Below are 22508 nucleotides of genomic sequence, written 5' to 3'. Positions count from 1 at the left end.
CGTTGCGACTCCTCAGACGTTCTGAACTGCGTTCCCCTCATGAACGCGCCGACGAGCCGCAACTGCTGCCGACAAGATCAAAGAACTTTCCGCCACCACCCCTTCACATGCTGTCACGTCAGCCTTCCCCCTCAATGACGACGGCGTGAAAGGGAGGTCAGGCCGCCGCCAGCGCTTCGGTCGGTGCCAGCCGCGACGCGCGGATCGCCGGGTAGAGGCCCGCGATGGCGCCGATGGCCACGGTGGCGCCGACACCGCCGGCGAGGACCCACGGTGGCACGACGGTGGGCCAGCCCTGGGTCAGGGCGTAACTTCCGGTCACCAGATATCCCATCAGGGCGCCGGCGGCCCCGCCGATCAGCGACAACAGCAGCGACTCGGCGACGAACTGGGTGCGGATCTGCCCCTTGGTGGCGCCGAGGGACCGGCGCAGGCCGATCTCCGAACGTCTCTCCAGCACCGAGATGACCATCGTGTTGGCGACCCCGATCCCGCCCACGAGCAGCGCGACCGATCCCAGCCCGAGCAGCATCGAGGTGAACGTCGCGTTGGTGGCGCGGCGCAGGCTCAACACCTCGGACGGCCGGGACACGTCGACCTCGCTGGGCGCCGACGGGTCGGCGGTGGCGCCGAGAACCGCACGCACCGCTTCGACCTGTGACTCCACCGACCGCGTGTACACCGTCGTCGGGTGTCCGTCGAAGGCCAGGTACGTGGTGGCGGCGGGCCATCCGGTGATCACCGAGGTGTCGAGTTCGGAAGCGAGCGCCACCTTCTGCAGTACGCCGACCACCACCCAGGAACGGCCGCCGATGTAGACGGTCGGGCCGGTGCCGAGTCGTTCGGCGGCGGTGGCGCCGAGCACCACCGTCGGGTACCTGTCGGTCGCCTCGTTGAGCCAGACTCCTCTGCTCAGTTCGGCGCCGACCGTGTCGAGCAGGTCGAGTTTGGCCGCGACCACGGACAGGCCGCCGGTCTGTGCGGCCGGGATCCGGTCGTTGCGGTAGGCGTGCGCCGTCCCGACCACACCGGTCGCGGTGGCCGACTGCACCGGGCCGATCCGCTTGATCATGGCCACCGACTCGTCGGGCAGGGTGGCCTGCTCGCCGAACATCGTCTTGCCCGGTGACACGGTGAGCATGTTGGTGCCGAGCTTGGCGAGTTCGCGGTCCAGGTCGGCGTGGCTGGAGGCGGAGATGCCGACCACCGCGATCATCGCCGCGATGCCGATCGCGATGCCCAGGGCCGAGAGCACGGCCCGCAGCGGCCGCAACCGCAGACCGTAGCCACCCAGCCGGATCAGGTCGGACGTACGCAGCCGTGCGGGTCGCAGTGCTTCCCGCGCCCGTTTGCGGTCACCGGGCGAGGTGCCGCGGCGGCGTGCGTCGATCAGGCCGGGGGCGTTCGGACGAGACATCTCAGACCACCTGTCCGTCGCGCATCTGGACCTGCCGCGGCAGGCTGTCGGCGATCTCCCGGTCGTGCGTGATGACCAGGATCGTGGTGCCCGACTGGTGCAGTTCGTGCAGCAGTTCCATCACCCCGCCGCCGGCGACCGAGTCCAGGTTGCCGGTCGGCTCGTCGGCGAGCAGCAGGGGCGGGTCGCCGGCGACGGCGCGGGCGATCGCGACCCGCTGCCGTTCACCGCCGGAGAGCTGGTACGGCCGGTGGGTCAGGCGCTTGCCCAGCCCGACCCGGGTCAGCGCGGCCTCGGCCCGCTGCTCCCGGTCCCGTCTGCCGGCGCCGGTGTAGAGCAGGCCGTCGGCGACGTTGCCCAGGGCGTCCCGGCCCGCGGCCAGGTGGAACTGCTGGAACACGAAACCGATGCGCCGTGAGCGCAGTGCCGACAGCTGCCGGTCGGAGAGGGTGGCCACGTCGAAACCGTCGATGCACACGGTGCCCGACGACGGGCGGTCCAGCGTGCCGATCAGGTTCAGCATGGTGGACTTGCCGGAACCGGACGGCCCGACGATCGCGAGCAACTCGCCGTACTCGACGACCATGTCCACCGAGCGCAGCGCCGCCACCCCGCCCGCATAGCTCTTGCTGACGCCGACGAGCTCGGCCACAGCGTGCCCGTCGTCGGCATCCGCGCTGGTCACGACGGCTTCGACAGAACTCATGACGGCATCGCCACCTTCGTGCCCGCGGCCAGGCCGGTTCCGGTGATCTCCACCTTGCCGTCGGCGAACAGCCCGGTCTCGACGGCCACGACACTGGTCGCGGTGCCGTCGACGACCTGCACGCCGTAGCCGCCCTCGGCCAGCGCGACCAGTGCGGCCACCGGGACGGTGAGGACGTCCGGGCGCTGCCCCGCGGTGAACGCGACGCTGACGGCGGCCATGCCCTGGCTCTCGACGTCGTCGTCGAAGCTGATCGTCGCCTGGAACTTGGTGGTGTCGGTCTGCCCGTCGTCGGCCTTGGCCACGAGCGTCGCCACCTTCTTGACCTTGCCCGGGACGACCTTGCCGTCGGAGAGCTCGATCTGTACCGCGGCGCCCGCCGTGGCCAGCCGGCCCGAACTCGCGTCGAGCACCACGGTGGCCAGCGGTGAGGTACCGGTGATCTTCTCGATCTCGGTGCCTTGACCGACCACCGTGCCGCGCTGCACGGTCAGCGAGTCCACCCGGACGGTGCCGTCGGTGTAGACGATCTGGCCGGCCTCGACCGTGCCCGTCTTCTTGAGCCCGAGGTCGTCCTGCCAGTCCTTGACCACCGATGCGGTCACCCAGCTGTACGTGGTGTCCGGGGTGAACCCGCGGTAGCCGAGCGCCCACAGGTTCTGCTCGAACTGTTTGACGTCGGCGCCTTTGACGCCGGTCTTGAGCGTCCGGTAGGCCGGCAGCGTGCCGTAGAGCAGGGTGACCGGCTTGTTGTCGATGCGGTAGATCCACTTGCCCCGGGAGATCGTCGAGCCCTCCATGGGCAGTGCGGTGATCGTGCCGCCGCCGCGTGCCGAGATGGTCGTGCTGTCACCGTGGGCCAGAGTGCCGTCGTGGCTCTCCCGATCGACGAGTGTCTCCTTGGTGACCTCGGCGGTGGAGATCGGCGCCGTGCCGGCCGTGGTCGGGCTCTCGTCGGTGTTGGCCAGGCTGAACACCGTGACCGCGGTGACGACCGCACCGACTGCGACCACGCCGCCCACCACCGCGGCTGTCCGTCGACGGCTCATCACTTGTCCTGACCGGTCGGGAAGTACTTCTGGCACTCCTGCTGGGCCTTCTTGACCGTCTCGTCCTCGAACGAGATGCCGGACTTCTCGTCGATGTGGACGTTGCCGTTGGCGTCCGGGTCCGGCCAGTTCGGGACGCCGTGCTCGCGCATGCAGGCCGAGGCCTGCTTCATCCTGGCGATGCCCTCGGCGTCGGCCTTGCCGGGCTTGGTGCCGCCCGGGTTGAACTTCTCGCACGCCTTCTCCGCGGCCTCGACCTTCGAGTGGTCGGTGCCCTCCGGCTCGCTCACGACCAGGCCGCCGTCCGGCTGGGGGTCGGGGAACCAGCTGAGACCCTGCTCGCGCATGCATTTCGAGTACTTGATCGGCGAGGCCTCGCCGCCGCCGGGGGCGTTGGCGCCCGTGGCGGCGGGGTCGGCCGTGGCGACGCCCGGGTCCTCGCTCTTGGCGCAGCCCGTCGCCCCGATCGCCAGTGCGAGGGTGACCGCGGAGAGGGTCACCAGTGGACGCCATTTCCTTGTCATCGTCGTCATGGGCTAGTTTCTACGCGCCGGCCGGTCACACCACGGGCACAGAACCGGGGGCTACCCGGCGATCGCGGGTGACTTCTCCGGCGGGAAGTCCACCCGGATCTCCAGCCCGCCCTCGGGACGTGCCCGCACGCTCAGATCGGCGGAGTGGGCGACGGCGATCGCCTGCACGATGGAGAGTCCCAGACCGTGGTGGCCGTCGTCGGCGGTGCGGGCGAGCCGCGGGAACGGGTTGAGCAGACGGTCGACCATCTCCGGTGGCACCGGGGGCCCGCTGTTGGCCACGGCCAGGAAGCTGCCGGTGCGGGTGGTGCCGGTGGTGACCTCCACCCAGCCAGCCGGGACGTTGTAGCTGAGCGCGTTGTCGACCAGGTTGGCCAGCAGTCGTTCGACGAGGACCGGGTCACCGGTGACGTGTGCCGGGTGCACCCGGTCCACCATCGACGTGTCCTGTTTGCCGGCTCGCGGCTCGGCGGCGCGCAGCACGCTGTCGGCGTGTTCGGCCAGTTCCACCCTCTCCCGCCGGTCGAGGCCGCGTTCGCTGGTCGCCAGCACCAGCAGTGATTCCAGGAGCTGCGCCTGTTGTTCGCTGACGACGACCAGATCCTCGAACCGGGCGCGGTACGACTCCACCGTCGCGTCCGGATCGATGACGGCCTCTTCGAGGAGGGCGTGTTCGAGCGTCAGGGGGGTGCGCAGCTCGTGGGCGGCGTTGGCGACGAAGCGTCTGTGTGAGTCGAGTGCCGATTCGAGCCGGCCGAGCAGTCCGTCGACCGTGTCGGCCAGGGCCTTGAGTTCGTCTCCGGGGCCGGTGAACTCGAGGCGCTCGTGCACGTTGCGCGCGGAGATCAGCTGGATGGTGTCGGTCATCGTGCGCAGTGGCCGGAGCACCCGCCCGGCGACCAGCCAGCCCAGGGCGGCCGAGATGAGCAGCATGATGCCCAGCGCGATGCCCGAGTTCACCAGCAGTTCGTGGCCGAAGTCGGCCTGTTGCTGGATGGCCTGCTGCTGCGCGGCTTCGACCAGGAGCCGTTCGGTGTCGGTCAGTGGCGCGTCGGTCGGTACGCCGTCACCCAGGATGATGTTGCTGATGCTCTGTTCGCCGCCGGGTGAGGAGTTGAAGGTCGACATGCCGACACTCGATCCGCTGTGGGTGACGAGCAGATAGGTGATGGCCAGCAGGACGGCGCCGGAGAGCAGGAACAGGACGCTGTAGAGCAGGGTGAGCCGCAGACGGACCCGCATGCCGGAGACCCTGGCCGTCAGGCTCATGTCAGATCCCATCCCTTCAGATGCGGTAACCCGCCCGTGGGACGGTCTGGATGATCGGTGGCTCGCCGAGTTTTGTCCGGAGCCGGTTCATGGTGGCCTTGACCGTGGTGGTGAACGGGTCGGTGGCTTCGTCCCAGACCCGTTCCAGCAGTTCCTCGGCGGAGACGACCCGGCCGCGTTCGGTCAGCAGGTACTCCAGGACCGCCAGTTCCTTGGGGTTGAGTGGCAGCCGGTTGCCCGAGCGGGTGGCCAGCCGCTGGGCCGGGTCGAACGTCAGGTCACCGTGGACCAGGACCGGTGGCACCGCGGCCTGGGAGCGCCGGCCGAGGGCCCGGATGCGCGCGACCAGTTCCGGATAGGCGAACGGTTTCGGCAGGTAGTCGTCGGCCCCGATGGTGAGTCCCTCGACGCGGTCGGCGATGGAGCCGGCCGCGGTCAGCATCAGCACCCGGGTGCGGCCGGGACCACTCATGATCTGCCGGCAGACGTCGTCGCCGTGCACACCGGGCAGGTCGCGGTCGAGGACCACCAGGTCGTACTCCACCTCGGCGGCGCGGTCGAGTGCGGCGGTGCCGTCGTAGGCCACGTCGACCGCCATGCCCTCACGCCGCAGCACCCGCGCCACCGAGTCGGCCAGCCGCACCTGATCCTCGACCACCAGGATCCTCATCCGCCTCTGTCCCCGTCCGTCCGAACCCGACGCCCGTTGCCCGGATCGTCAGGCTAACGACCTGGCAGTCACACGGTCGTCACAACCAACCGGTGCGGCCGAGAATTGCGATGGCAGTTTAGCCGGACCACAACGTCCGACGATGAGACCGAGCACGCTTCGAGCGACGATAGAATTACTGAGAGTGACTACACATTCGCTGTTCGGCCCGGTGACACATGGCCGACTCGCGACAGGTAGAGGATGTGGATCACGACGACGCCGACGACCTCGTCTCGTCCGCTTTCCTGATCGCGTGGCAGCGGTTCAGCACGTCGGGTGAGATGCCGGAGGACACCCGGCCGTGGCTGTTCGGCATCGCCCGCAACCGTGAAGTGCTGGCCCTGGTCGCCTTCGACGGCCTGACCGACGTGCAGGCGGCGACCGTGCTGGGCTGTCGCCGGGCGACCTTCCGGATGCGGCTCAACCGGGCCCGGCGCCGGCTGCGCGACGCCCTCGAGCCGGCCGCCGGCCTCCCCTCCCCCGTCTGAACAGCCTTCCCTCCTTTATTTCCTTCTGACAACCACCACTTCCCCGTCTGACAAACGGGCTGACAACGGAGCAGGACATGACCAGCGACCTCGACCGGCTTGCCTCCCTCGACACGATGCGCGATTTCGAACCCGACCCGGATCGCCGGGCGCGGGCCACCGCCGGCCTCGACCGGATGTTTCGCACCCCCACCCGCGTTCCGGCCGCTCCCTGGCGTCCCGTCGCCTGGCGCCTGGCACTCGGCGGCGTCGCGGCCGGCGTCGTCGGCGCCGGAATCATGCTTTTCGCCCCGGGAGATCACAGCGACCGGGCGTACGCCTCGTGGACCGCGAAACCGGACACCGTCACCGGCGCCGACGTGCTGCCACAGGCCGAACAGTGCGCGGCCGGCTGGGGCCCGGACTGGGCGACCCCGCCGACCGCCGCCGACGTGCTGCTCGCCGAACAGCGGGGCGACGCCACCTTGATCCTGGTCGAGAAGGACAGGACCGGCCTGGTCGGTTGCATCTCGCTCGGCCCCGGCCCGGCCGCGTCCGGCGCCGACCTGATCGACACCACTGCTCCGGCCCCGGAACCCGGCCGCGTCCGGATCGAGACGATGGGCGCCACCGAGGGCCCACAGGGCTGGTACTCCAGCGTGATCGGCCGCTCCGCCCCGGACGTCACCAAGGTCGAGATCAAGCTGCCGGACGGCACCGAGGTCCACGCGAGCACCCGAAACGGCTGGTGGACCGCATGGTGGCCGGGCAATGAGGGCGGCAAGGCCGACGCGGTGACCATCACCACCCACGCCGGCGACGGCTCACACACCTACCGACCCTCCGACCTGTGACCGGCACGGACCGGCGCTGAGGCCGCTCGACATACGCCGTCCGGCCCCGTGGACAACGCCGCCCCGGACGGTGTACGTGCGCGAGAACCCCCGCGTCATGCGCCGTTACCCGGCCGTCCCGTGGCAGTTCGCCGCCACCCACGACCGGCGGGCGAACCCACCCCGGGGCCGGGGCCCCGGGGCGGTTCGCGACAGTGTCAGCAGAGCACCGTGCTGTTGTAGCTGATGAACGGGTAGCGGGTGTCGCCGTTGACCCGCAGCTGGCCGGGGGCGGGCAGCCAGTAGCAGCCGCTGTCCGGGGCATTGTTCCAGATGACCCGGACGTTGTAGCCGGCGCCCTGCGGGCAGTTGTTCGTGAGGATCACCGAGTACCACTGGATGTTGTTGCGGCTGATGCAGGACGGGGCGCTGGCCGCCAGGGCCGGCGCGGCGCCGACCGCGACCAGGCCGGCGGTCATCAGAGCCGTGGTGACGACGGCTCCCACCTTGTGACGAACGCTCATCGATTCCTCCTCGGGTTCTGCTTTCTGCCGACCAGCGTGCCGGTGGGCGGTGCCCCGGATTCCTAACGCGCTGTTAACAGCAGCCGGGTCGACGTGGTTCGATGCATGACGGGGGTGCCGGATGGAATTTCGGGTGCTCGGTCCGGTGGAGGTCCACGCGCCGGACCGGACCGTCGAACTCGGGCGGCCACAGCAGCGGCTGGTGCTGGCGGTCCTGCTCGCCGACGCCGGCCGGCAGTTGTCCACGCAGGCGCTCATCGACCGGGTGTGGGACGACGCGGACGAGGGTGCACGCCGCCGGTTGCACGTGCACATCACCCGGCTGCGGAAACTGCTCCCGCCCGGGCAGCTGACGTCCGTGTCGGGCGGCTACCGGCTCGGTGTCGACCCCGACCGGGTGGACCTGCACCGGTTCCGGCGGCTCGTCGTGGAGGCCCGGGGCGCGGACGGCGACGAACCGGGCCGGGTGGCGCGGCTACGTATGGCGATGCGCTTGTGGCAGGGCGAACCACTGGCCGGCCTGCCCGGATCGTGGGCGGCCCGGACCCGTACGGCATGGCAGCGGGAGTATCTGGACGCCGCGGTGCTGTGGGCGCGGGCCGAGATGCGGACCGGTGACCCGGCCAACGTGATCCGGACGCTGACCGAACTGGTCGCCCAGCACCCGATGGTCGAGCCGCTGATCGGTGAGCTGATGTTCTCGCTGCACCATCTCGGTCGTACCGCCGACGCCCTGGACCTTTATGCCGGCACACGGCGCCTGCTCGCCGACGAGCTGGGCATCGATCCGGGTTCGGACCTGCAGCAGGTGCACCAGTCGATCCTGCGGGGCGGCGGCGTCGATGTGGACGGGTGGCGTCAGGGCCACGGCATCGTTCAGGACCGGCCGCGGGCACGTCCGGCGCCAGTGAACGGTCGGCTGGTGCCCCGGCAACTTCCGGCGGATGTTCAGGCGTTCAGCGGGCGGACGGCTGAGTTGTCCGGCCTCGAACGGCTTCTCGACTCCGGCGACCGGGGTGACGGCGGGCCGTCTTCCGTGGTGATCGCGGCGATCAACGGCATGCCGGGGGTGGGCAAGACGGCGCTGGCGGTGCACTGGGCCCACCACGTCGCGGACCGGTTTCCGGACGGGCAGCTCTACGTCAACCTGCGGGGGTTCGGTCCCACCGAGCCGATGATGGGATCGTCCGAGGCGTTACGCGGATTCCTGACCGCCCTGGGGGTGTCCCCGAACCGGATTCCGGCCGGCCTGGACGCGCAGGCGAGTATGTATCGCAGCCTGGTCGCCGGCCAGCGCGTTCTGATCGTGCTCGACAACGCGCGCGATGCCGAACACGTCCGTCCGCTGCTGCCCGGCACCCCGCCCGCGGTCGCACTGGTGACCAGCCGTGACCATCTCACCGGTCTGGTCGCCACCGAGGGCGTCCATCCGGTGCGGCTGGATCTGCTGTCGCCGTCCGAGGCCCGGGCCCTGTTCGACCGCCGGCTCGGCGCCCCGGCGAGCATCGCCGAGCCGGAGGCGGCCGAGCGCATCGTCACCGCCTGTGCTCTGCTGCCGCTGGCTCTGGCCATCGCGGCGGCCCGTGCCCGGCAGAACGGCTTCCCGTTGGCCACTCTCGCGGCGGACCTCGACGACATCACGCGCCGCCTGGACACCCTGGATTCCGGCGATCCGAACAGCCGGGTGCATGCCGTGTTCTCCTGGTCGTACGCCACCCTGTCGCCACCGGCCCGGCGGTTGTTCCGGTTGCTCGCCCTGCATCCCGGGCCGGACATCTCGGCCGCCGCGGCGGCCAGTCTCGACGGTCGGCAGCCGGCCGAGGTGCTGCGCTCCCTCACCGAGCTGACCCGGGCCAGCCTGCTCGACGAGCATCGTCCCGGCCGGTACACCTGCCACGACCTGCTGCACGCGTACGCCCTCGAACGTGCCCGGCACACCGATCCGGCCCCGGAACGTGCCGGCGCCGTACAACGATCGGTCAGTCACTACGTGCACACCGCGGTCCGCGCCGGCCGGCTGATGGACCCGGCCCGGCCCATCCCCGAACCACCGCCGGTCCTGCCGGGTGTCATCCCGGAGCCGGTCCCCGCGCTCGACCAGGCCCTGACCTGGTTCGGCACCGAACAGCAGGTGCTGATGAACGTCATCCGGCACGCGACCACCGCGGGCATGCCGGACCACACCTGGCAGGCCGTGTACGCCCTGACGCCGTACCTGAAGCGCAAGGGTCTGTGGCACACCTGGCTGACCGTCCAGCGACTCGGCCTCGTCGCGGCCCGGCGACTCGGCGATCCGGTGGCCGTCGCACAGATGCTGCGCGGCCTGGCCGTGGCGAACATGAAACTGGGCCGCTACCGGCTCGCCGAGACACACCAGCGGGAGGCGTTGCGCCTGTTCCAGGACCTGGGCGACCGGGAGAACGAGGGCAACGTGCACCACGGCCTGGCGGCGACGTTCGCCTTCCAGGGCCGCTACCGTGAGGCCCTCGATCACGCGCAGCGGATGCTGGACCTGCACCGGGAGACCGGGCAGCCGGCCTGGCAGGCGGACGCCATGAACGTGATCGGCGCGTGTCTGGCGAGGCTGGGCGAGTACGCCACCGGTCTGCCGTACGGCGAGCAGGCGGTCCAGATGCACCGGCAGGCCGGCGACCGGTACGGCGAGGCCGCGAGCTGGGACACCCTCGGCGAACTCAACCACGGCCTGAACAGATATTCCGAGGCCATCGCCTGTTACCGCAACGCGCTGGTCATCTATCCCCTGATCGGCGAGCGCTATTACGAGGCGGAAACCCTGATCCGCCTGGGCGAGGTCCACCACAGCAGCGCCGATGTCCCGGCCACCCAGCGCTGCTGGCAACGGGCCTGGCAGATCCTCGACGACATCGACCATCCCAGCGCCCACGCCCTGTCCGAGCGGCTGGCCGCCCTCGGACAGCCCCAGTCGTAGAGAAGCCTGCTCAGCTGGACCAGGTGGCAAGGAAGCCGGCCGCCATGCCGCCCGCCATCAGCAGTTCGGTCACGCGTAGGTCCGGCATGCGCCGGGGCAGCGAATCCGCTGTGGCCAGCCGGTGCAGCTCCTGCGTCACCGCGGTCCGGAGGTTCTCCCACGGCGGGGCGAGCAGCCCGGCGAGTTCGGCGCGCGGGTCCGCCCGCATCCGGGCGGTCATCCGGGCCAGCTGCCGGCGGTTGTGCGCCGCCACCACCACCCGGAACACCACGACGAGCACCAGCGCGACCGCCACCGACCAGGTCAGATACGGCCCGGCCCGCCCGGCGGCCCACCCCAGCGCACCGCCCAGCACGCCGCCGAGGAGGACGGCGGCGCCCCGGTCGGCGGCCCTCGTGCCGGTGCTCATCGGGCGCGACGGTGGACCGGCCGCCCGCAGAGCCGTCATCGCCGCGCCGATCCGCTCCGGCGGCAGCACCAGCAGCCGGGACAGCGGCGCCGCCGCCCAGAGGTCGTGCAGCCAGCGGTCGGAGCGCAGTTCGTCCAGCATCCGGTCGGCCGCCCCGCCGACCACCGCGTGCGCGTAGAAGTCGGCCTGCCGCGGTGACAGCCGCTCGACCGTCCAGGTGCGGTACCCGGCGATCAGCAGCAACAGCGGAACCATCACCGCGTAGAGACCCTTGTCGTCCACGGCGAAGAACAGCAGCACCGTGCCGGTCAGCGCCACGATCGTGTACTGCAACCAGGCGACGCGCCGTTCGGTGGACCGATCGATTCCGGTCATGTGCGGCCTCCTGCGGCCAGGTCGATCAGGAGGAAGACCGCCCACTCCCGCGGATGCGGATGTCGGCGGCGCAGTTTCCGGGCCGCCTCGCGGTGGGCCTGCGCCACCGGCACACCGGCCGCCAGCAGCCGGTAGAGCTCCCGCATCTGTCGGGGCGCTATCGAGTCGCCGACCGGCCACCGGCTCACCAGCACCGCCCGGGCGCCCGCCGCGAACAGCGCGTAGGCCAGACCGACGGTGCCCTCGCCGGCCCGGGACTCGCCCTTGGCCGTCTCGCAGGCGGAACCGACCACCAGATCAGCACAAAGATCAAGATCGGCCATCTGGTACGCGTGCAGAAACTCGTCCCCACTCAGCGGGAAACCGGAGAACAGCGGCCGGTCGTCGGAGATCAGCCCGTGCATCGCGAAGTGCACGTACCGGGCCTCCGGCGCCCGCGCCCACACCGACGCCACGGTCGCCGTCTCGTCGATCGCCGACCGGTCGTCGCCGAGGGCCTCGGCCGCGCCGTACACCTCGCGTACCGTCCCGGGCAGCAGGTCCTGGCCGGGTGTCCGGGGCATCGCGAACCCGGCGAACGGCCGACGCGGCCGGTGCCGTCGCGGTGTGCCGCCGAAGCGGGTCAGCACCGTCGCGGACGGGATCGACCACACCACGGACCGTTCGACGAGCACGACGCCGTCCAGTTCCAGCGCCTCGAACGGCAGGTAGGCGAGCACGTCGTCGGCGCACACCGCCAGGTTGCCGAGCCGGCCGGCGAGCGGTCGCAGCAGCCACTCGCCCAGCCGGCGCAGCGCGTCGTCCGGGACGGCGCTGTCCGCGTCGCGGCAGGCGGCGTCGACCTCGGCGGCGGCCGCGGCGATCGTCTCGGTGCCCGCCGCGAGCCGGGTGAGACCCAGGTCGTCGTGGCGGACGGTGAACAGGAAGATCCCGTGATCGGTGACCGTGTACAGGGCGAGCGTGACCGACGGGTCCAGGCCGTCCTGGACCTCGGCGACCGTGCACGGCGGCGGGTAATCCTGGTCGGCGGCCCGCGGGTCGAGGGCCCGCAGGCGCAGCCGCAGCCGTTCGGCCCGCTGTTCGAGCCGGTCGCGGCGGTCGAGCAGGTGCCGGGCCGGTTCGACGACGATCTCGCGATACACGCCACCGAGTTCACGCCGGACCTCGTCCAGTTCGCCGACCACCTCCACGGCCGCTTCGGACGGCTCGACGGCGCCGGTTCCGGCGAGCATCTCGGCCAGAGTCCGGGCCCGGAAGCTCTCCGCGGTGCGGAAGGCAATCGCCGCCTCCTCGGGGGTGTTCCGCAGCCACGCGGCCTGGATCCGGCCGTGGTACGCCACCCGGGCGGTGCCGAACATAAGGCCGAGTCCCGGCTCGGCGGCCGACCCGGGCCGCATGCTCTCGGCGACCTCGATCGCCCGGTCGAAGCTGTCGGCCGCGCCGTCGGCGTCGCCCTGCTCCAGCAGCAACGCGCCGAGCGCGGTCCGCGCCCACCGCACGTCGGGCAGCAGGGGCGAGATCCGTTCGCCGATCGCACAGGCCTGTTCGAACATCGTGCGGGCCCGGTCCGGCCGGTCGAGTTCCTGACAGCCGATCCCGATGGCCAGGTACACCCCGATCAGGTGCCGGACCTCCGTCCGCGCCTCGGCCAGGATCTGCTCGCCGAGAGAGACGGCACCCGCCGGATCGCCGCCTTCCAGCAGCCGGAACAGCATCGCGCCGCGCATCCCGACCGCCGTCGGCGAACCGGGCGCGATGGCCTCGGCCAGATCCATCGCCTCGTCGAGCAGTGCGCCGGCCTCGGCGTCCTGCCCGTCGGTCGACAGCACGAGGCTGAGGTTGTGCAGATCCTGGGCCAGCGCCAGCGAGTCGGGTTGACGGTTCCGGCGGATCCGTACCGCTCGCCGGTGCCACCGCGCCGCCTCCTTGAGGTCCTGCATCTCGGCGTACGCCTGGGCGATCCCGCCCGCGATGTGGGCCGCGTCCATCGAATCCGGCCCGGCCCGGTCGAACTGCTCCCGCAGCGCCACCAGCGCGTCAGCGAACTCACCGCGCGTCACCATGTGGTAGGACCGTTCCTGGTCCAGGTGTCTGGTCGTCGCCGGTGACAGCCCGGTGAGGGCGGCCGCCCGGGCGAGGGCCTCGGCCGCTTCGCCGTGCCGCCCGGCGGTCTCGAGGGTCAGGGCGAGGTTGCTGAGGGTCGCCGCCTCCGCTTCCGGGCCGCGCCGGATCCGGCGATCGATCTCCAGGGCCCTGCGCAGCGCCGTCTCGGACTCGTCCAGCCGGCCGAGCCGCTCGTAGGCGATACCGAGATTGTTCAGGACGATCGAGAAGTCCGCCGATTCCGGGAAGCTGAGGCTCTCGTACCGCCGCAGGCATTCCTCGAAGGACTGAAGCGCCAGATCCGGCCGGCCACGGGCCATGTCGATCTCACCCAGGATGGCGAGCCCGTCCGCGGCGGCCCGGGCCCACAGAAGCCGTTTCATCGGTGAGTGCCACCAGCGCGGCCCGCGGTCCACGATCGTCAGGGCGGCGGTGATCTCCCGCCGGGCGGCCCCGAAGTCCTCGGCGGCGAGGAACCGGCGGGCGGCCGCACCGTGGCGCATCGCCCGCTCGGGAACCGGTCCGGCCACGTCAGAGCAAGCCTTCGGCCATCATGTTCCCAGCATGGTGCCGGTCCCGCGGGGCGACAATGCCGCGTTCGGCGGACCCCGTTCCGGGTAGCCTCCGGATGCGGGAGGGACATGATCCGGGCACCATGGACGGATGTCGGTCTCCCCCGACCTGAAGGCCTGCCGGGAAGCGGCTCGTGCGGTGCGCGCGACGCCGTTCTGGCGGCAGGTCCGGGACACGGTGCGCCCGCCCGGCGTCGCCATCCACCGGTCCCGTCCACCGCTCGGGCTGTTGCTCTACGCCGCCGCCCGTGACGGTCGCCTGGTCTGGCGGTCCGCCGACGAGTTCGCCCTGCTGGAGCCACCGATCGCCCGGGGCCGGGAGTGGGCGGGCAGCGACGCCGGGCGCACCTGGTCCGGCCGTCTGGACCGCTGGTGGGATCACTTGGTGTTCGGCGTCCCACCGGTTCTGCTGCTGGTCCTGAGCGTGCCGACGTCGTTCGTACCGCAGGTGGGAAAGCTTCTGGCTCTTCTGCTCGTCGGTGTCGCGCTGCTGTACATCTCGGGGCAGATGACTGTCGGGCTGATCCCGCGAACCCTCAGGCGGATGCGGGGTACGCCCGACGACAGCGCCCGTGGTCTGCACTGGACCGTGGTCCTGGCCCACCTGACCGATCCGGCGAAGGCCGATCGGCTGCTGCGAGTCGCTCTGGAGAGGTCGCAGCAGCTGACGAGGGCCAACATCCGGCCGGACGTGGCGGAGGGCACCCACGCCCTGATGTGCCTGGAACGCGCGATCACCACCGCGGAGGCCCGGAAGGCGGTATCGGTCGCGCCGTCGGCCACCGGTTCGGGCCCGGACCGCCCCGGGGTGTACGTCGTGCTCGACGGCGGTGGTTTCCAGCCACCCGATCCCGGGGCGCACCGGCCGATCAGTTTCATCCCGGTGCTCCTGGCCGGCACGGCACTCGTCGTCGGTGTGGTCGCCCAGCTCACCGCGGACGCCGAGGCCGCCGCGTGCGCCGCCGCCCGGGACTGTGCCGCCCACCCGGCGACCTGGATCGACGCCGTGACCTGGCTGATCAACCGCATGTTCCTCGACGACGCCGGTCTGGCCCCCGCCACCCGGCAGGCACGGATCTTCGGCTGGCTGATGCCGCCGCTGGCCCTGGTCGTCCTGCTCTGCCTGGCAGTCGCGGGCTGGCGGCAGGCGAGCACGTTCAAAAAACGACAGGAAAGGACCGACATCCACTTGAGTACGACGATCAACCGCCGCATCCGGGTCCTGGTCCTGACCGTGCTGGACGTCGAACGGGACGCCGTGATCAGCGCGGTCACCGCCGTGAACGGCAGGCAGCCGGAGCCCGACACGATGAACGGCTACCCGGTCTTCCGGCTGGGCCGGCTCGGCGACCAGGACACCGAGGTGCTCGTCGCCCAGTCCGCCCAGGGCACCGCCACCCCGGCCGCGATGACGCTGACCGCGGAACGCCTGATCCCGGTGGTGAATCCCGACTACGTGATCCTGGCCGGCATCTGCTTCGGCCTGTGGTCACGCCAGTGGGACGGTGGCAAGCAGGAGATCGGCGACGTCGTCGTCTCCGAATACGTGCAGAACATCGACCATCAGAAGGTCACCGACCGCGGCACCATCTGGCGCGGCGAGCGGGTCCAGGCGAGCACACCGCTGTATCTGGCGCTCAAGGCGGCGACATACGGCTGGACGGGCCGGCCGGTCCACTTCGGCACGGTCCTGTCCGGCAACACTCTGGTGAGCAGCGCAAAGTTGCGCGCGAAGCTGCGCCGCCAGTTCCCGGAGGCATCGGCCGGCGAGATGGAGCTGACCGGCGTCTACGTGACCACGGCCGGCCGCCGCAGCGGCTGGATCATGGTCAAGGGCATCTCCGACTGGGGCACCGGCGAACTGACCGACGACACCAGACGCGAAGCTTCAGGGGCCGCCGCAGCCTTCATCGTCAGAGCATTGACCTTCGGTGCCTTGCCGGTCCCCTCGAAAAGCTGATCCCGACGCAGAGACGTCGGAGGACGGAAATATGGAGCAGGTCCGGCGATCTCGGTCGGTAAAGGTCTGACGGCGAGATACACGCGAAGCCCTGATCACCCGAAGGTCTTGCGATTCGTCGTCGGCTCGCGGACGTCGCCAAGACTTATGACCGGCACGCGGTGATGGACGTGCTGAGCGGGCAGCCGGACCTCGTGAACTCGGCCCGTCCGGACGGCCAGTCGCGCTACGCCCCGTTGCATCAGGCCGCGCACGGCGGTGCGACGGTTGGGGTGGTACGGGAGCTGATCATGAAGGGCGCATGGCGCGGACTTCGGGAGGCAAAGGGCGAGCGGCCGATCGACATCGCCAAACGTCGCGGGCACGACCATCTGCTGGGCACCCTTGAGCCGCCGGACAAGCTGGGGCTGAACGAAGCAACGTTGGCGACGATTCAGCAGCGCTTCCACGCCGTGATCAAAAGCAGGGTCGGCACGATCCTCCAGCACCACAAGATACGGCTACCCGAACTCGAGGTTCTCCGGGAGCTTGACCGGCCGCAACTGTGGTTCCCGGTGCCGTACATGAACGGCGGTTTTTGGTTCAACCTCGAGACGAACAGCGGAAGCGCCAAACTTGTCTCGCTGAGCTGGAGCCGCGACGTTCCAGACTCCGAACGGCGTCACGAAATAACCGCGACCAATACTCTTGGTCAGAAATTCCCCTCAGAGTCTCGTGACATGGCACGGGTGTAAGGCCATCGAAGAGAGCTCCTTCTGATACACGCGCACCGCGACAACGGAACCGGGCGACGCCCACACCTTCGGCATCATGCCGATCCTTCATGAGACACGTGGATCACCAGGTCATCGGATGTCGTTGCCGGGGTGTTCCTGGTCGTAGGTGTCCCGGGCGCCGGCGATGGCGGCGCGGTTTTCCAGGGACCAGTCGGCGAGTGCTTTGACCAGGTGGGTGAGGCTGGCGCCGGTCGCGGTGAGGCGGTAGTCGACCTGGGCCGGCACGGTCGCGTAGACCGTGCGCAGCACCAGGCCGTCGCGTTCCAGACGTCGCACCGTGAGGGTCAGCATCCGCTGGGAGATCCCGTCGACGGCCTGCTGGAGTTGCCGGAAGCGCCGCGGCCCGCCGGCGAGTTCGACGATCACCAGGACCGACCATTTGTCGCCGACCCGGTCGAGGACGTCGCGGATCCCGCAGTCGGGGTGGTCCGGCTGCCCGCAGGGTTCGAGGTCCGCGCCGCTGTGGGTTACCTCGGTGTGCGTCGGTGACACGGAAATGCCTCCTTGTGGGCCTGATGCATCGGATTCAGGATCGCACCGTAGTTACCGAAGAGAACCACGGCGGGAGACCGAACCACAATGATCATGGTGACAGGCGCGAACGGGCAGCTGGCCTCGCTCACTCTGCACGAACTGGCCGGGCGAGGAGTGCCCGCCATCGGCGGAAGCCGCACTCCCGAGTCCGGGCAACGTGCCCTCGACTTCGACCGGCCGCACAGCCTCGACCTCACCGGCATCGCGACCCTGGTCCTCGTCTCGGCCGGGTACGCCGAAGACGACCGGGTCATCACCCGCCACCGCGCCGTTCTCGACGCCGCGACCCGCGACGGCGTGGGTCACGTGGTCTACACCAGCCTGACCGGAGCGGGCGACCACCTCGGCTTCGCGCTCGCCCATCGGGGCACCGAGCGGATGATCGAAGCCGGCGGATTCGGGTGGACCATTCTGCGCAACGGGCTCTACGCCGAACTGTTCGGTGCACTGCTGACCTGGACACCCGACGGCGTGGAATCGGCGTTCGGCGACGGCGCGCTCGCCGCGGTGGCGCGGGCGGATCTGGCCGCCGCGGCAGCGGTGGTGGCAAGCGACCCGGCCGCGCATGACGGCCGGATCTACGACCTGGTCGGCGCCCCGGTCACGGCCACCGACGTCGCTGATCGTCTCGGTGTCACGCACCGCGCCGTCGGGCTCGGCGAATACCGGGCCCGGCTACTGGCCGACGGCGCTCTCCTGCCGTTCCAGCCGCCGATGCTCACCTCGATCGCCAGCGGCGTCCGGCACGGCTTCCTCGGCGGCACCGGCCCCGACCTCGCCCGGCTACTCGGCCGCCCGCCCGTCGACCCGCTGACCGTCGCCGCGACGGCTGCCGCCGCGACGAGGCCCTGAAAGGGCGCCGGTGACCTCGAGCAGCCGCAGAGCCGCCTCGGACGGGCTGCCCGGCGCCGCGGTGTAGGTGATCAGCCGCTGCCCGGCGTCGCCCGGCAGGTGCAGGACCTCGAAAGCCAGCTCGAGATCACCCACCTCGGGGTGACGGAACAGTTTGCTGCCGGAAGTGCAGGTCCGCACCGGGTGCCGCGACCACGCCGCGGCGAACTCGGCGCTTCTCATCGTCAGCTCACCGACCAGCGACGCCAACTCGGGATCGTCCGGGTGCCGCCCGGCGACCAGCCGCAACGAGGCGATGGCCCGGGCCACCTCCTCCGGCCGGCGTACGTACAGCTCCTCGGTGTGTGGATCGAGGAACAGCATCCGGGTGAGGTTCGGCCGGTCCACGGGCCGGTCCGGCGCCGCGACGTCGGTGTGGCCGGCGAGCAGCGCATGGCCGAGCGGATTCCAGGCGAGCACCTCGGTGCGCCGGCCGACCACGATCGCCGCGACGCCGGTCATGGCGGCGAGCAGCTGCCGCAGGCCCGGAGGCGCCGTCTCCGGCCGGGCCGGCCGTGGGCGTCGGGCGCGCCGCGGCCGGGCCAGGTCGTGCAGGTGGCCGCGTTCGTCGTCGTCGAGGTGCAGCGCCCGCGCGATCGCGTCGATCACCGACGCCGACGCGTTGCTGCTCTGCCCCTGTTCGAGCCGGGTGTAGTAGGTGGCGCTGACCCCGGCCAGCTGGGCCAGTTCCTCGCGCCGAAGACCTTCTACACGGCGGCGGCCGTACGAGGTGATGCCGGCCTGCTCCGGTGAGACGCGGGCCCGGCGGCTGCGCAGGAAATCGCCGAGCTCGCCCGGTCCGGTCTCGTCGGTCATGTTCTTCAGTGTCGTCCGGCGGGAGCAGAGTTGCCTGACCCTGCCAGTACCAGCTTGCCCTGACGTGGGGTGCGCAGGACCACGCCGGCCAGCACCGCAGCGGCAACGCACAGTGCGGCGTTGACACCGATCGCCGTTCGCAGCGCGGACAGCTGCAGGCTCAGGCCGAGCACCGCCGACATGACCGGGATGCCCATCGTGATGCCGACCTGCTGGCTCATCGTGGCCAGCCCGGTGGCGAGCCCCTGTTCCCCGTCGGGCAGCCCCGAGGTCGCGGTCACCATGAAGCCGACGATCGCCACCAGGTTGGCGACACCGCCGGCGAACGTGGCAGCCAGCAGCAGCGGCAACCAGCGTGTCGAATCGCCCAGGGCGACCAACGACAGGGTCGCGCCCGCCTGCACCAGCAGACCGGCGACGAGCGCCCGGACACTACCGAGCCGGGCGATCACCCACGGCCCGGCGATGCCGCCGATGACGGTGCCGACGCCCAGCACGGCCAGCGAGATCCCGGCGCTCAACGGTGTGAAGCCCAGCACCGACTGCAGGTAGAGGGTCAGCACGAACACCAGCGACGTCTCGGTGGCGAAGGCGAGCAACCCGGCCACATTCCCCCCTGCGACGGTACGCCGACGCAGGATCGCCACCGGCACGAGCGGCTCGGAGACCCGCTTCTCCACCTGCCAGAACACGACGAGCAACAGCAAACCCACGAGCAGAGCCGCGACCGTACGCCGATCGGTCCAGGAATGCTCGGCGGCGGCCGTCAACCCGTACACCAGCGAAAGCAATCCACCGGTGACCGTGACCGCCCCGGGCAGATCGACCCGCGGCCGCCTCGCGGGCCGGCTCTCGACCAGCACGAACGGGCCGACGACCAACACGGCCACCGCGACGGCCACGTTGACGAAGAACGCCCACCGCCACGACAACAGGTCGGCGAGCAGGCCCCCGGCGACGGCCCCGGTGGTGAAGCCGGCCGCCATCAGCGCGCCGTTGAGGCCGAGCGCCCGTTCCCGCCGCGGCCCTTCCGGGAAGGACGTGGTCAGCAGCGACAACGCGGCCGGGGTGACGGCCGCCGTCGCCAGTCCCTGGGCGGCCCGGGCGGCGAGCAGCACCGGCGGTGTCTCGGCCAGCCCGCCGACCAGCGACGACACGCCGAGCACGGCGACACCACCGAGGAAGAGGCGACGCCGGCCGAACAGATCACCGACCCGCCCGAACGTCAGGGTGAACCCGGCCGCGCACAGCGCGAAGGAGGTAGCGATCCACTGCAGCCCGGTCAGCGAGAAGCCGACCTCCGCCCCGATCACCGGCAGCGCCACGTTGAGAATGGAGAAGTCGACGGCGAGCGTGAAACTCGCGGTCAGCAGAACGGCCAGGGTGAGCCGTTCACGTACGGAAGAGGTCATACCGCGACGATCGCGGCGTCGCCCGGCGCCAGCCAGCCCTCCGGAGATCCAGGGCTGGCGGCGCCTAGCACTGGCAGGAACAGCCGGACTAGTGCTCTTCGCGGTCGCTGGAGGCGCGGAGGCTGCCGGCGTGCGCCTTGAGCGACGGGTCCTGGCCGGATCTGATCAGGCTGGCCACTGTGGTGATCACCAGGATGCCGATGATGACGCCGAGCGAGACCGGGGTGCCGACCTCGGGAACCGCCGCGCTGACGTCCTTGTGGGCCCAATGCAGCACCAGCTTGACACCGATGAACGCCAGGATGACCGACAGACCCGTGGACAGGTAGACGAGACGGTCGAGTAGGCCCTTGACCAGGAAGAACAGCGCCCGCAGGCCGAGCAGGGCGAACGCGTTGGCGACGAAGACGATGTACGCCTCCGAGGTCACTCCGAACACCGCGGGAATGGAGTCCAGCGCGAACAGCAGGTCGGTGCCGCCGATCGCCAGCAGCACCAGGAACATCGGCGTGAACATTCGCTTGCCGTCGACCCGGGTGACCATCTTGCCCTCGACGTAGTCCTCGGTCACCGGCAGGAACCGGCGGCCCGCGCGGACCAGGGCGTTGTCCTCGATGCTCGGATCCTCGTCCCGGTGCCGGAACAGCTGGAACGCCGTGTACAGCAGGATCAGGCCGAAGACCAGGAACATGAACGAGAACAGGTTCAGCAGCGCCGCGCCGACCGCGATGAAGACGACCCGCAGGATCAGCGCGATGATGATGCCGAACGTCAGCACCTCCTGCTGATAGCGCTCGGGTACGGCGAACGTGCTCATGATGATGACGAAGACGAAGAGATTGTCGACCGACAGACTCTTCTCGACGATGTATCCGGCGAAATATTCGGTGCCGAATCCCCAGCCGTGGACATTGGCGAAGACCACCCCGAAAACGATCGCGACGGCGATGTAGAAAATCGACCAGCCGGCCGCCTCACGGAAACCGACGACGTGTGGACGAAGCACCCCGAGAGTCAAATCGAGGGCAAGCAGGGCGACGATGACGGCGATCGTCACACCCCATCCGAGCAGGGAGACCTCAAGCATGGCCCCGCAGTGCCCAGCGGGCACTGCGATCATGCCTGTCCCATCGTATTGCCAGGAATTTCTCACCTAGCACGGAGATCGGTAAAGAAAGCCTTCCTTTTCTTTTACCGTCTCTTACCACTCTCTTTCCCGGCCGCTGTGACTATGTCCTTTCCCGGATCGGTGTTCAGCGGCGGGTGTCGACGTGGACGGCGAGGCTCGCCGCGTATCCCTGAACGGCGTCGCCGGTGACGGTTGCCATCTGGGTCACCGCGTGGTCGTCCCGGAAGACCATGTCGGTGTCCAGGGTGACGCCGGCCAGGTTGGCCGCCGACTCCCGGTATCCCGGTTGCGCGTAGGCCTCCTCGCAGACGCCTTGCGGGAAGGCCAGCTGCGAGGTCGCGATCACCGCGGTGTGGTCGGTGATGCCCGCCCGGTCCGGGTACACCTCGAAGTGGACGTGCGGCCACCGGCCCGGATAACAACCGGGAAAGACGCTGGTGAATCTGACCTTGCCGGCCCGGTCGACGATCTGCACGCCCCGCAGGAACGTCTGCCGGGTCACGCCGTCGCTGTACATCGAATACCGCCCGTCGCGGTCGCACTGCCAGATGTAGACGGCCGCGCCGGTGAGCGGCCCGCCGCCGGTGGCCAGATCGCTGACGGTGAGTTCCAGCGCGAGGGCCACGCCGGGCACCGGGCCGGAACCGTCGAGACTCGCCCGGACGTCACTGCGCACCACGCCGCTGCGTTCGAGGACGTCGGGTCCGTTGGAGCCGTCACCGGGGAAGGGCCCCTGTGTCTCCTCCGGGATCCGGATTCCCGCGGCCGCCGGGGACGACGCCGGAGCAGCGGACGGCGCACCGGTCGCCGGGGGCGCCGGAGTGGCCGGGGTCGCGGGTTCCCGAGTGCACGCGGCGATCCCGAGGACGGCCGCGCCGGCACCGAAGGCGCGCAACAACTGGCGCCGCCGCATCAGGGTGGCCAGGTCGAACCCCAGCCCCTGATCGGTCACTTCCTCGTCCGGCCGCGGCAGGCGCCGCCCCTGGTACATGGACTCCGAAGACTGCTGCACAGGTTCACTCCGCTCTCGGCATCAAGCACCGAGAATCCCCGACGATCCTGCACGGATCC

The 22508-nt window shown here is 70.4% G+C and carries 20 protein-coding genes; 6 read left to right on the top strand and 14 right to left on the bottom strand.

Translation table 11 applies throughout. From position 1 onward, the window contains the following. Nucleotides 1–157: 157 nt before the first annotated feature. Genes Aco03nite_RS00505 through Aco03nite_RS00480 form a run of 6 tightly spaced genes read right to left on the bottom strand, consistent with a single transcriptional unit; the run spans nt 158 to nt 5644 of the window. Nucleotides 158–1417 (bottom strand): ABC transporter permease, encoded by a 1260-nt coding sequence (locus tag Aco03nite_RS00505; protein WP_203792432.1) that lies wholly within the window; start codon nt 1415–1417, stop codon nt 158–160. A gap of 1 nt (nt 1418) precedes the next feature. Then, the gene (locus Aco03nite_RS00500) at nt 1419–2069 is read right to left on the bottom strand and encodes an ABC transporter ATP-binding protein (RefSeq protein ID WP_239144812.1); all 651 of its coding nucleotides are present in this window, start codon (nt 2067–2069) and stop codon (nt 1419–1421) included. Nucleotides 2070–2119: 50 nt separating this feature from the next. Further along, nucleotides 2120–3172 carry a peptidoglycan-binding protein gene (locus Aco03nite_RS00495; RefSeq protein WP_203792430.1) on the bottom strand — a complete coding sequence of 351 codons (1053 nt, stop codon included), beginning with the start codon at nt 3170–3172 and terminating at the stop codon, nt 2120–2122. Next, nucleotides 3172–3705, bottom strand: coding sequence for a hypothetical protein (locus tag Aco03nite_RS00490; protein ID WP_203792428.1), 534 nt, complete (start codon nt 3703–3705; stop codon nt 3172–3174). The genes Aco03nite_RS00495 and Aco03nite_RS00490 overlap by 1 nt, the downstream gene beginning before the upstream one ends. 51 nt (nt 3706–3756) lie before the next feature. Next, on the bottom strand, nt 3757–4974 hold the full coding sequence (locus tag Aco03nite_RS00485) for a sensor histidine kinase (RefSeq protein ID WP_239144810.1): 1218 nt from the start codon (nt 4972–4974) through the stop codon (nt 3757–3759). A gap of 16 nt (nt 4975–4990) precedes the next feature. Continuing rightward, nucleotides 4991–5644 (bottom strand): response regulator transcription factor, encoded by a 654-nt coding sequence (locus Aco03nite_RS00480; protein ID WP_203792427.1) that lies wholly within the window; start codon nt 5642–5644, stop codon nt 4991–4993. Nucleotides 5645–5889: 245 nt separating this feature from the next. On the opposite strand from Aco03nite_RS00480, the gene Aco03nite_RS00475 reads away from it, so the two are divergent. Beyond that, complete coding sequence (locus tag Aco03nite_RS00475) at nt 5890–6174, top strand: sigma factor-like helix-turn-helix DNA-binding protein (protein ID WP_239144809.1); 285 nt, start codon at nt 5890–5892, stop codon at nt 6172–6174. Nucleotides 6175–6251: 77 nt separating this feature from the next. Next, nucleotides 6252–7007, top strand: coding sequence for a hypothetical protein (locus Aco03nite_RS00470; protein WP_203792425.1), 756 nt, complete (start codon nt 6252–6254; stop codon nt 7005–7007). 197 nt (nt 7008–7204) lie between these two features. Here the strand turns inward: Aco03nite_RS00470 and Aco03nite_RS00465 are convergent, their stop codons facing one another. Then, nucleotides 7205–7510, bottom strand: coding sequence for an alpha-amylase inhibitor (locus tag Aco03nite_RS00465; protein WP_203792424.1), 306 nt, complete (start codon nt 7508–7510; stop codon nt 7205–7207). Between the two features lie 121 nt (nt 7511–7631). Between Aco03nite_RS00465 and Aco03nite_RS00460 the strand changes: the two genes are divergently transcribed. After that, nucleotides 7632–10460 (top strand): AfsR/SARP family transcriptional regulator, encoded by a 2829-nt coding sequence (locus tag Aco03nite_RS00460; protein ID WP_203792423.1) that lies wholly within the window; start codon nt 7632–7634, stop codon nt 10458–10460. 10 nt (nt 10461–10470) lie between these two features. Here Aco03nite_RS00460 and Aco03nite_RS00455 read toward each other — a convergent pair whose 3' ends face one another. Next, nucleotides 10471–11244, bottom strand: a complete 774-nt coding sequence (locus Aco03nite_RS00455; protein WP_203792422.1) for a hypothetical protein — start codon at nt 11242–11244, stop codon at nt 10471–10473. Then, entirely contained in the window at nt 11241–13877 is a 2637-nt protein-coding gene (locus tag Aco03nite_RS00450; RefSeq protein ID WP_203792420.1) for a CHAT domain-containing protein, read from the bottom strand. Before Aco03nite_RS00450 ends, Aco03nite_RS00455 begins: the two co-directional genes overlap by 4 nt. 133 nt (nt 13878–14010) lie before the next feature. Between Aco03nite_RS00450 and Aco03nite_RS00445 the strand changes: the two genes are divergently transcribed. After that, a complete protein-coding gene (locus Aco03nite_RS00445) occupies nt 14011–15879 on the top strand; it encodes a 5'-methylthioadenosine/S-adenosylhomocysteine nucleosidase family protein (RefSeq protein WP_203792418.1) in 1869 nt (622 codons plus the stop codon). A 161-nt stretch (nt 15880–16040) separates the two neighbouring features. Further along, nucleotides 16041–16613 (top strand): ankyrin repeat domain-containing protein, encoded by a 573-nt coding sequence (locus Aco03nite_RS00440; protein WP_203792416.1) that lies wholly within the window; start codon nt 16041–16043, stop codon nt 16611–16613. Between the two features lie 111 nt (nt 16614–16724). On the opposite strand, the gene Aco03nite_RS00435 is transcribed toward Aco03nite_RS00440, so the two are convergent. Beyond that, complete coding sequence (locus Aco03nite_RS00435; protein WP_203792415.1) at nt 16725–17147, bottom strand: winged helix-turn-helix transcriptional regulator; 423 nt, start codon at nt 17145–17147, stop codon at nt 16725–16727. A gap of 87 nt (nt 17148–17234) precedes the next feature. Here Aco03nite_RS00435 and Aco03nite_RS00430 point away from each other — a divergent pair, with 87 nt between their 5' ends. Beyond that, nucleotides 17235–18041, top strand: coding sequence for a Rossmann-fold NAD(P)-binding domain-containing protein (locus tag Aco03nite_RS00430; RefSeq protein ID WP_203792414.1), 807 nt, complete (start codon nt 17235–17237; stop codon nt 18039–18041). Here Aco03nite_RS00430 and Aco03nite_RS00425 read toward each other — a convergent pair. The 4 genes from Aco03nite_RS00425 to Aco03nite_RS00410 form a co-directional block, all read right to left on the bottom strand. Then, nucleotides 17973–18896, bottom strand: a complete 924-nt coding sequence (locus Aco03nite_RS00425; RefSeq protein WP_203792413.1) for a helix-turn-helix transcriptional regulator — start codon at nt 18894–18896, stop codon at nt 17973–17975. The genes Aco03nite_RS00430 and Aco03nite_RS00425 overlap by 69 nt on opposite strands. Before the next feature lie 5 nt (nt 18897–18901). After that, a complete protein-coding gene (locus Aco03nite_RS00420) occupies nt 18902–20308 on the bottom strand; it encodes an MFS transporter (RefSeq protein ID WP_203792412.1) in 1407 nt (468 codons plus the stop codon). A gap of 88 nt (nt 20309–20396) precedes the next feature. Further along, nucleotides 20397–21395 carry a TerC family protein gene (locus Aco03nite_RS00415; RefSeq protein ID WP_203792411.1) on the bottom strand — a complete coding sequence of 333 codons (999 nt, stop codon included), beginning with the start codon at nt 21393–21395 and terminating at the stop codon, nt 20397–20399. 166 nt (nt 21396–21561) lie between these two features. Beyond that, on the bottom strand, nt 21562–22449 hold the full coding sequence (locus Aco03nite_RS00410; protein ID WP_239144808.1) for an intradiol ring-cleavage dioxygenase: 888 nt from the start codon (nt 22447–22449) through the stop codon (nt 21562–21564). Nucleotides 22450–22508 lie beyond the last annotated feature (59 nt).

This window comes from Actinoplanes couchii, assembly GCF_016862075.1.
GTDB lineage: Bacteria > Actinomycetota > Actinomycetes > Mycobacteriales > Micromonosporaceae > Actinoplanes > Actinoplanes couchii.
This window is presented reverse-complemented; position numbering and strand designations above follow the sequence as displayed.

Excerpts from the sequence above, each read along its gene's own strand:
- Aco03nite_RS00505 (WP_203792432.1), bottom strand. The coding sequence starts at position 1,417 with ATGTCTCGTCCGAACGCCCCCGGCCTGATCGACGCACGCCGCCGCGGC.
- Aco03nite_RS00495 (WP_203792430.1), bottom strand. The coding sequence starts at position 3,172 with ATGAGCCGTCGACGGACAGCCGCGGTGGTGGGCGGCGTGGTCGCAGTC.
- Aco03nite_RS00490 (WP_203792428.1), bottom strand. The coding sequence starts at position 3,705 with ATGACGACGATGACAAGGAAATGGCGTCCACTGGTGACCCTCTCCGCG.
- Aco03nite_RS00485 (WP_239144810.1), bottom strand. The coding sequence starts at position 4,974 with ATGAGCCTGACGGCCAGGGTCTCCGGCATGCGGGTCCGTCTGCGGCTC.
- Aco03nite_RS00480 (WP_203792427.1), bottom strand. The coding sequence starts at position 5,644 with ATGAGGATCCTGGTGGTCGAGGATCAGGTGCGGCTGGCCGACTCGGTG.
- Aco03nite_RS00470 (WP_203792425.1), top strand. The coding sequence starts at position 6,252 with ATGACCAGCGACCTCGACCGGCTTGCCTCCCTCGACACGATGCGCGAT.
- Aco03nite_RS00465 (WP_203792424.1), bottom strand. The coding sequence starts at position 7,510 with ATGAGCGTTCGTCACAAGGTGGGAGCCGTCGTCACCACGGCTCTGATG.
- Aco03nite_RS00460 (WP_203792423.1), top strand. The coding sequence starts at position 7,632 with ATGGAATTTCGGGTGCTCGGTCCGGTGGAGGTCCACGCGCCGGACCGG.
- Aco03nite_RS00455 (WP_203792422.1), bottom strand. The coding sequence starts at position 11,244 with ATGACCGGAATCGATCGGTCCACCGAACGGCGCGTCGCCTGGTTGCAG.
- Aco03nite_RS00445 (WP_203792418.1), top strand. The coding sequence starts at position 14,011 with ATGTCGGTCTCCCCCGACCTGAAGGCCTGCCGGGAAGCGGCTCGTGCG.
- Aco03nite_RS00430 (WP_203792414.1), top strand. The coding sequence starts at position 17,235 with ATGATCATGGTGACAGGCGCGAACGGGCAGCTGGCCTCGCTCACTCTG.
- Aco03nite_RS00425 (WP_203792413.1), bottom strand. The coding sequence starts at position 18,896 with ATGACCGACGAGACCGGACCGGGCGAGCTCGGCGATTTCCTGCGCAGC.
- Aco03nite_RS00420 (WP_203792412.1), bottom strand. The coding sequence starts at position 20,308 with ATGACCTCTTCCGTACGTGAACGGCTCACCCTGGCCGTTCTGCTGACC.
- Aco03nite_RS00415 (WP_203792411.1), bottom strand. The coding sequence starts at position 21,395 with ATGCTTGAGGTCTCCCTGCTCGGATGGGGTGTGACGATCGCCGTCATC.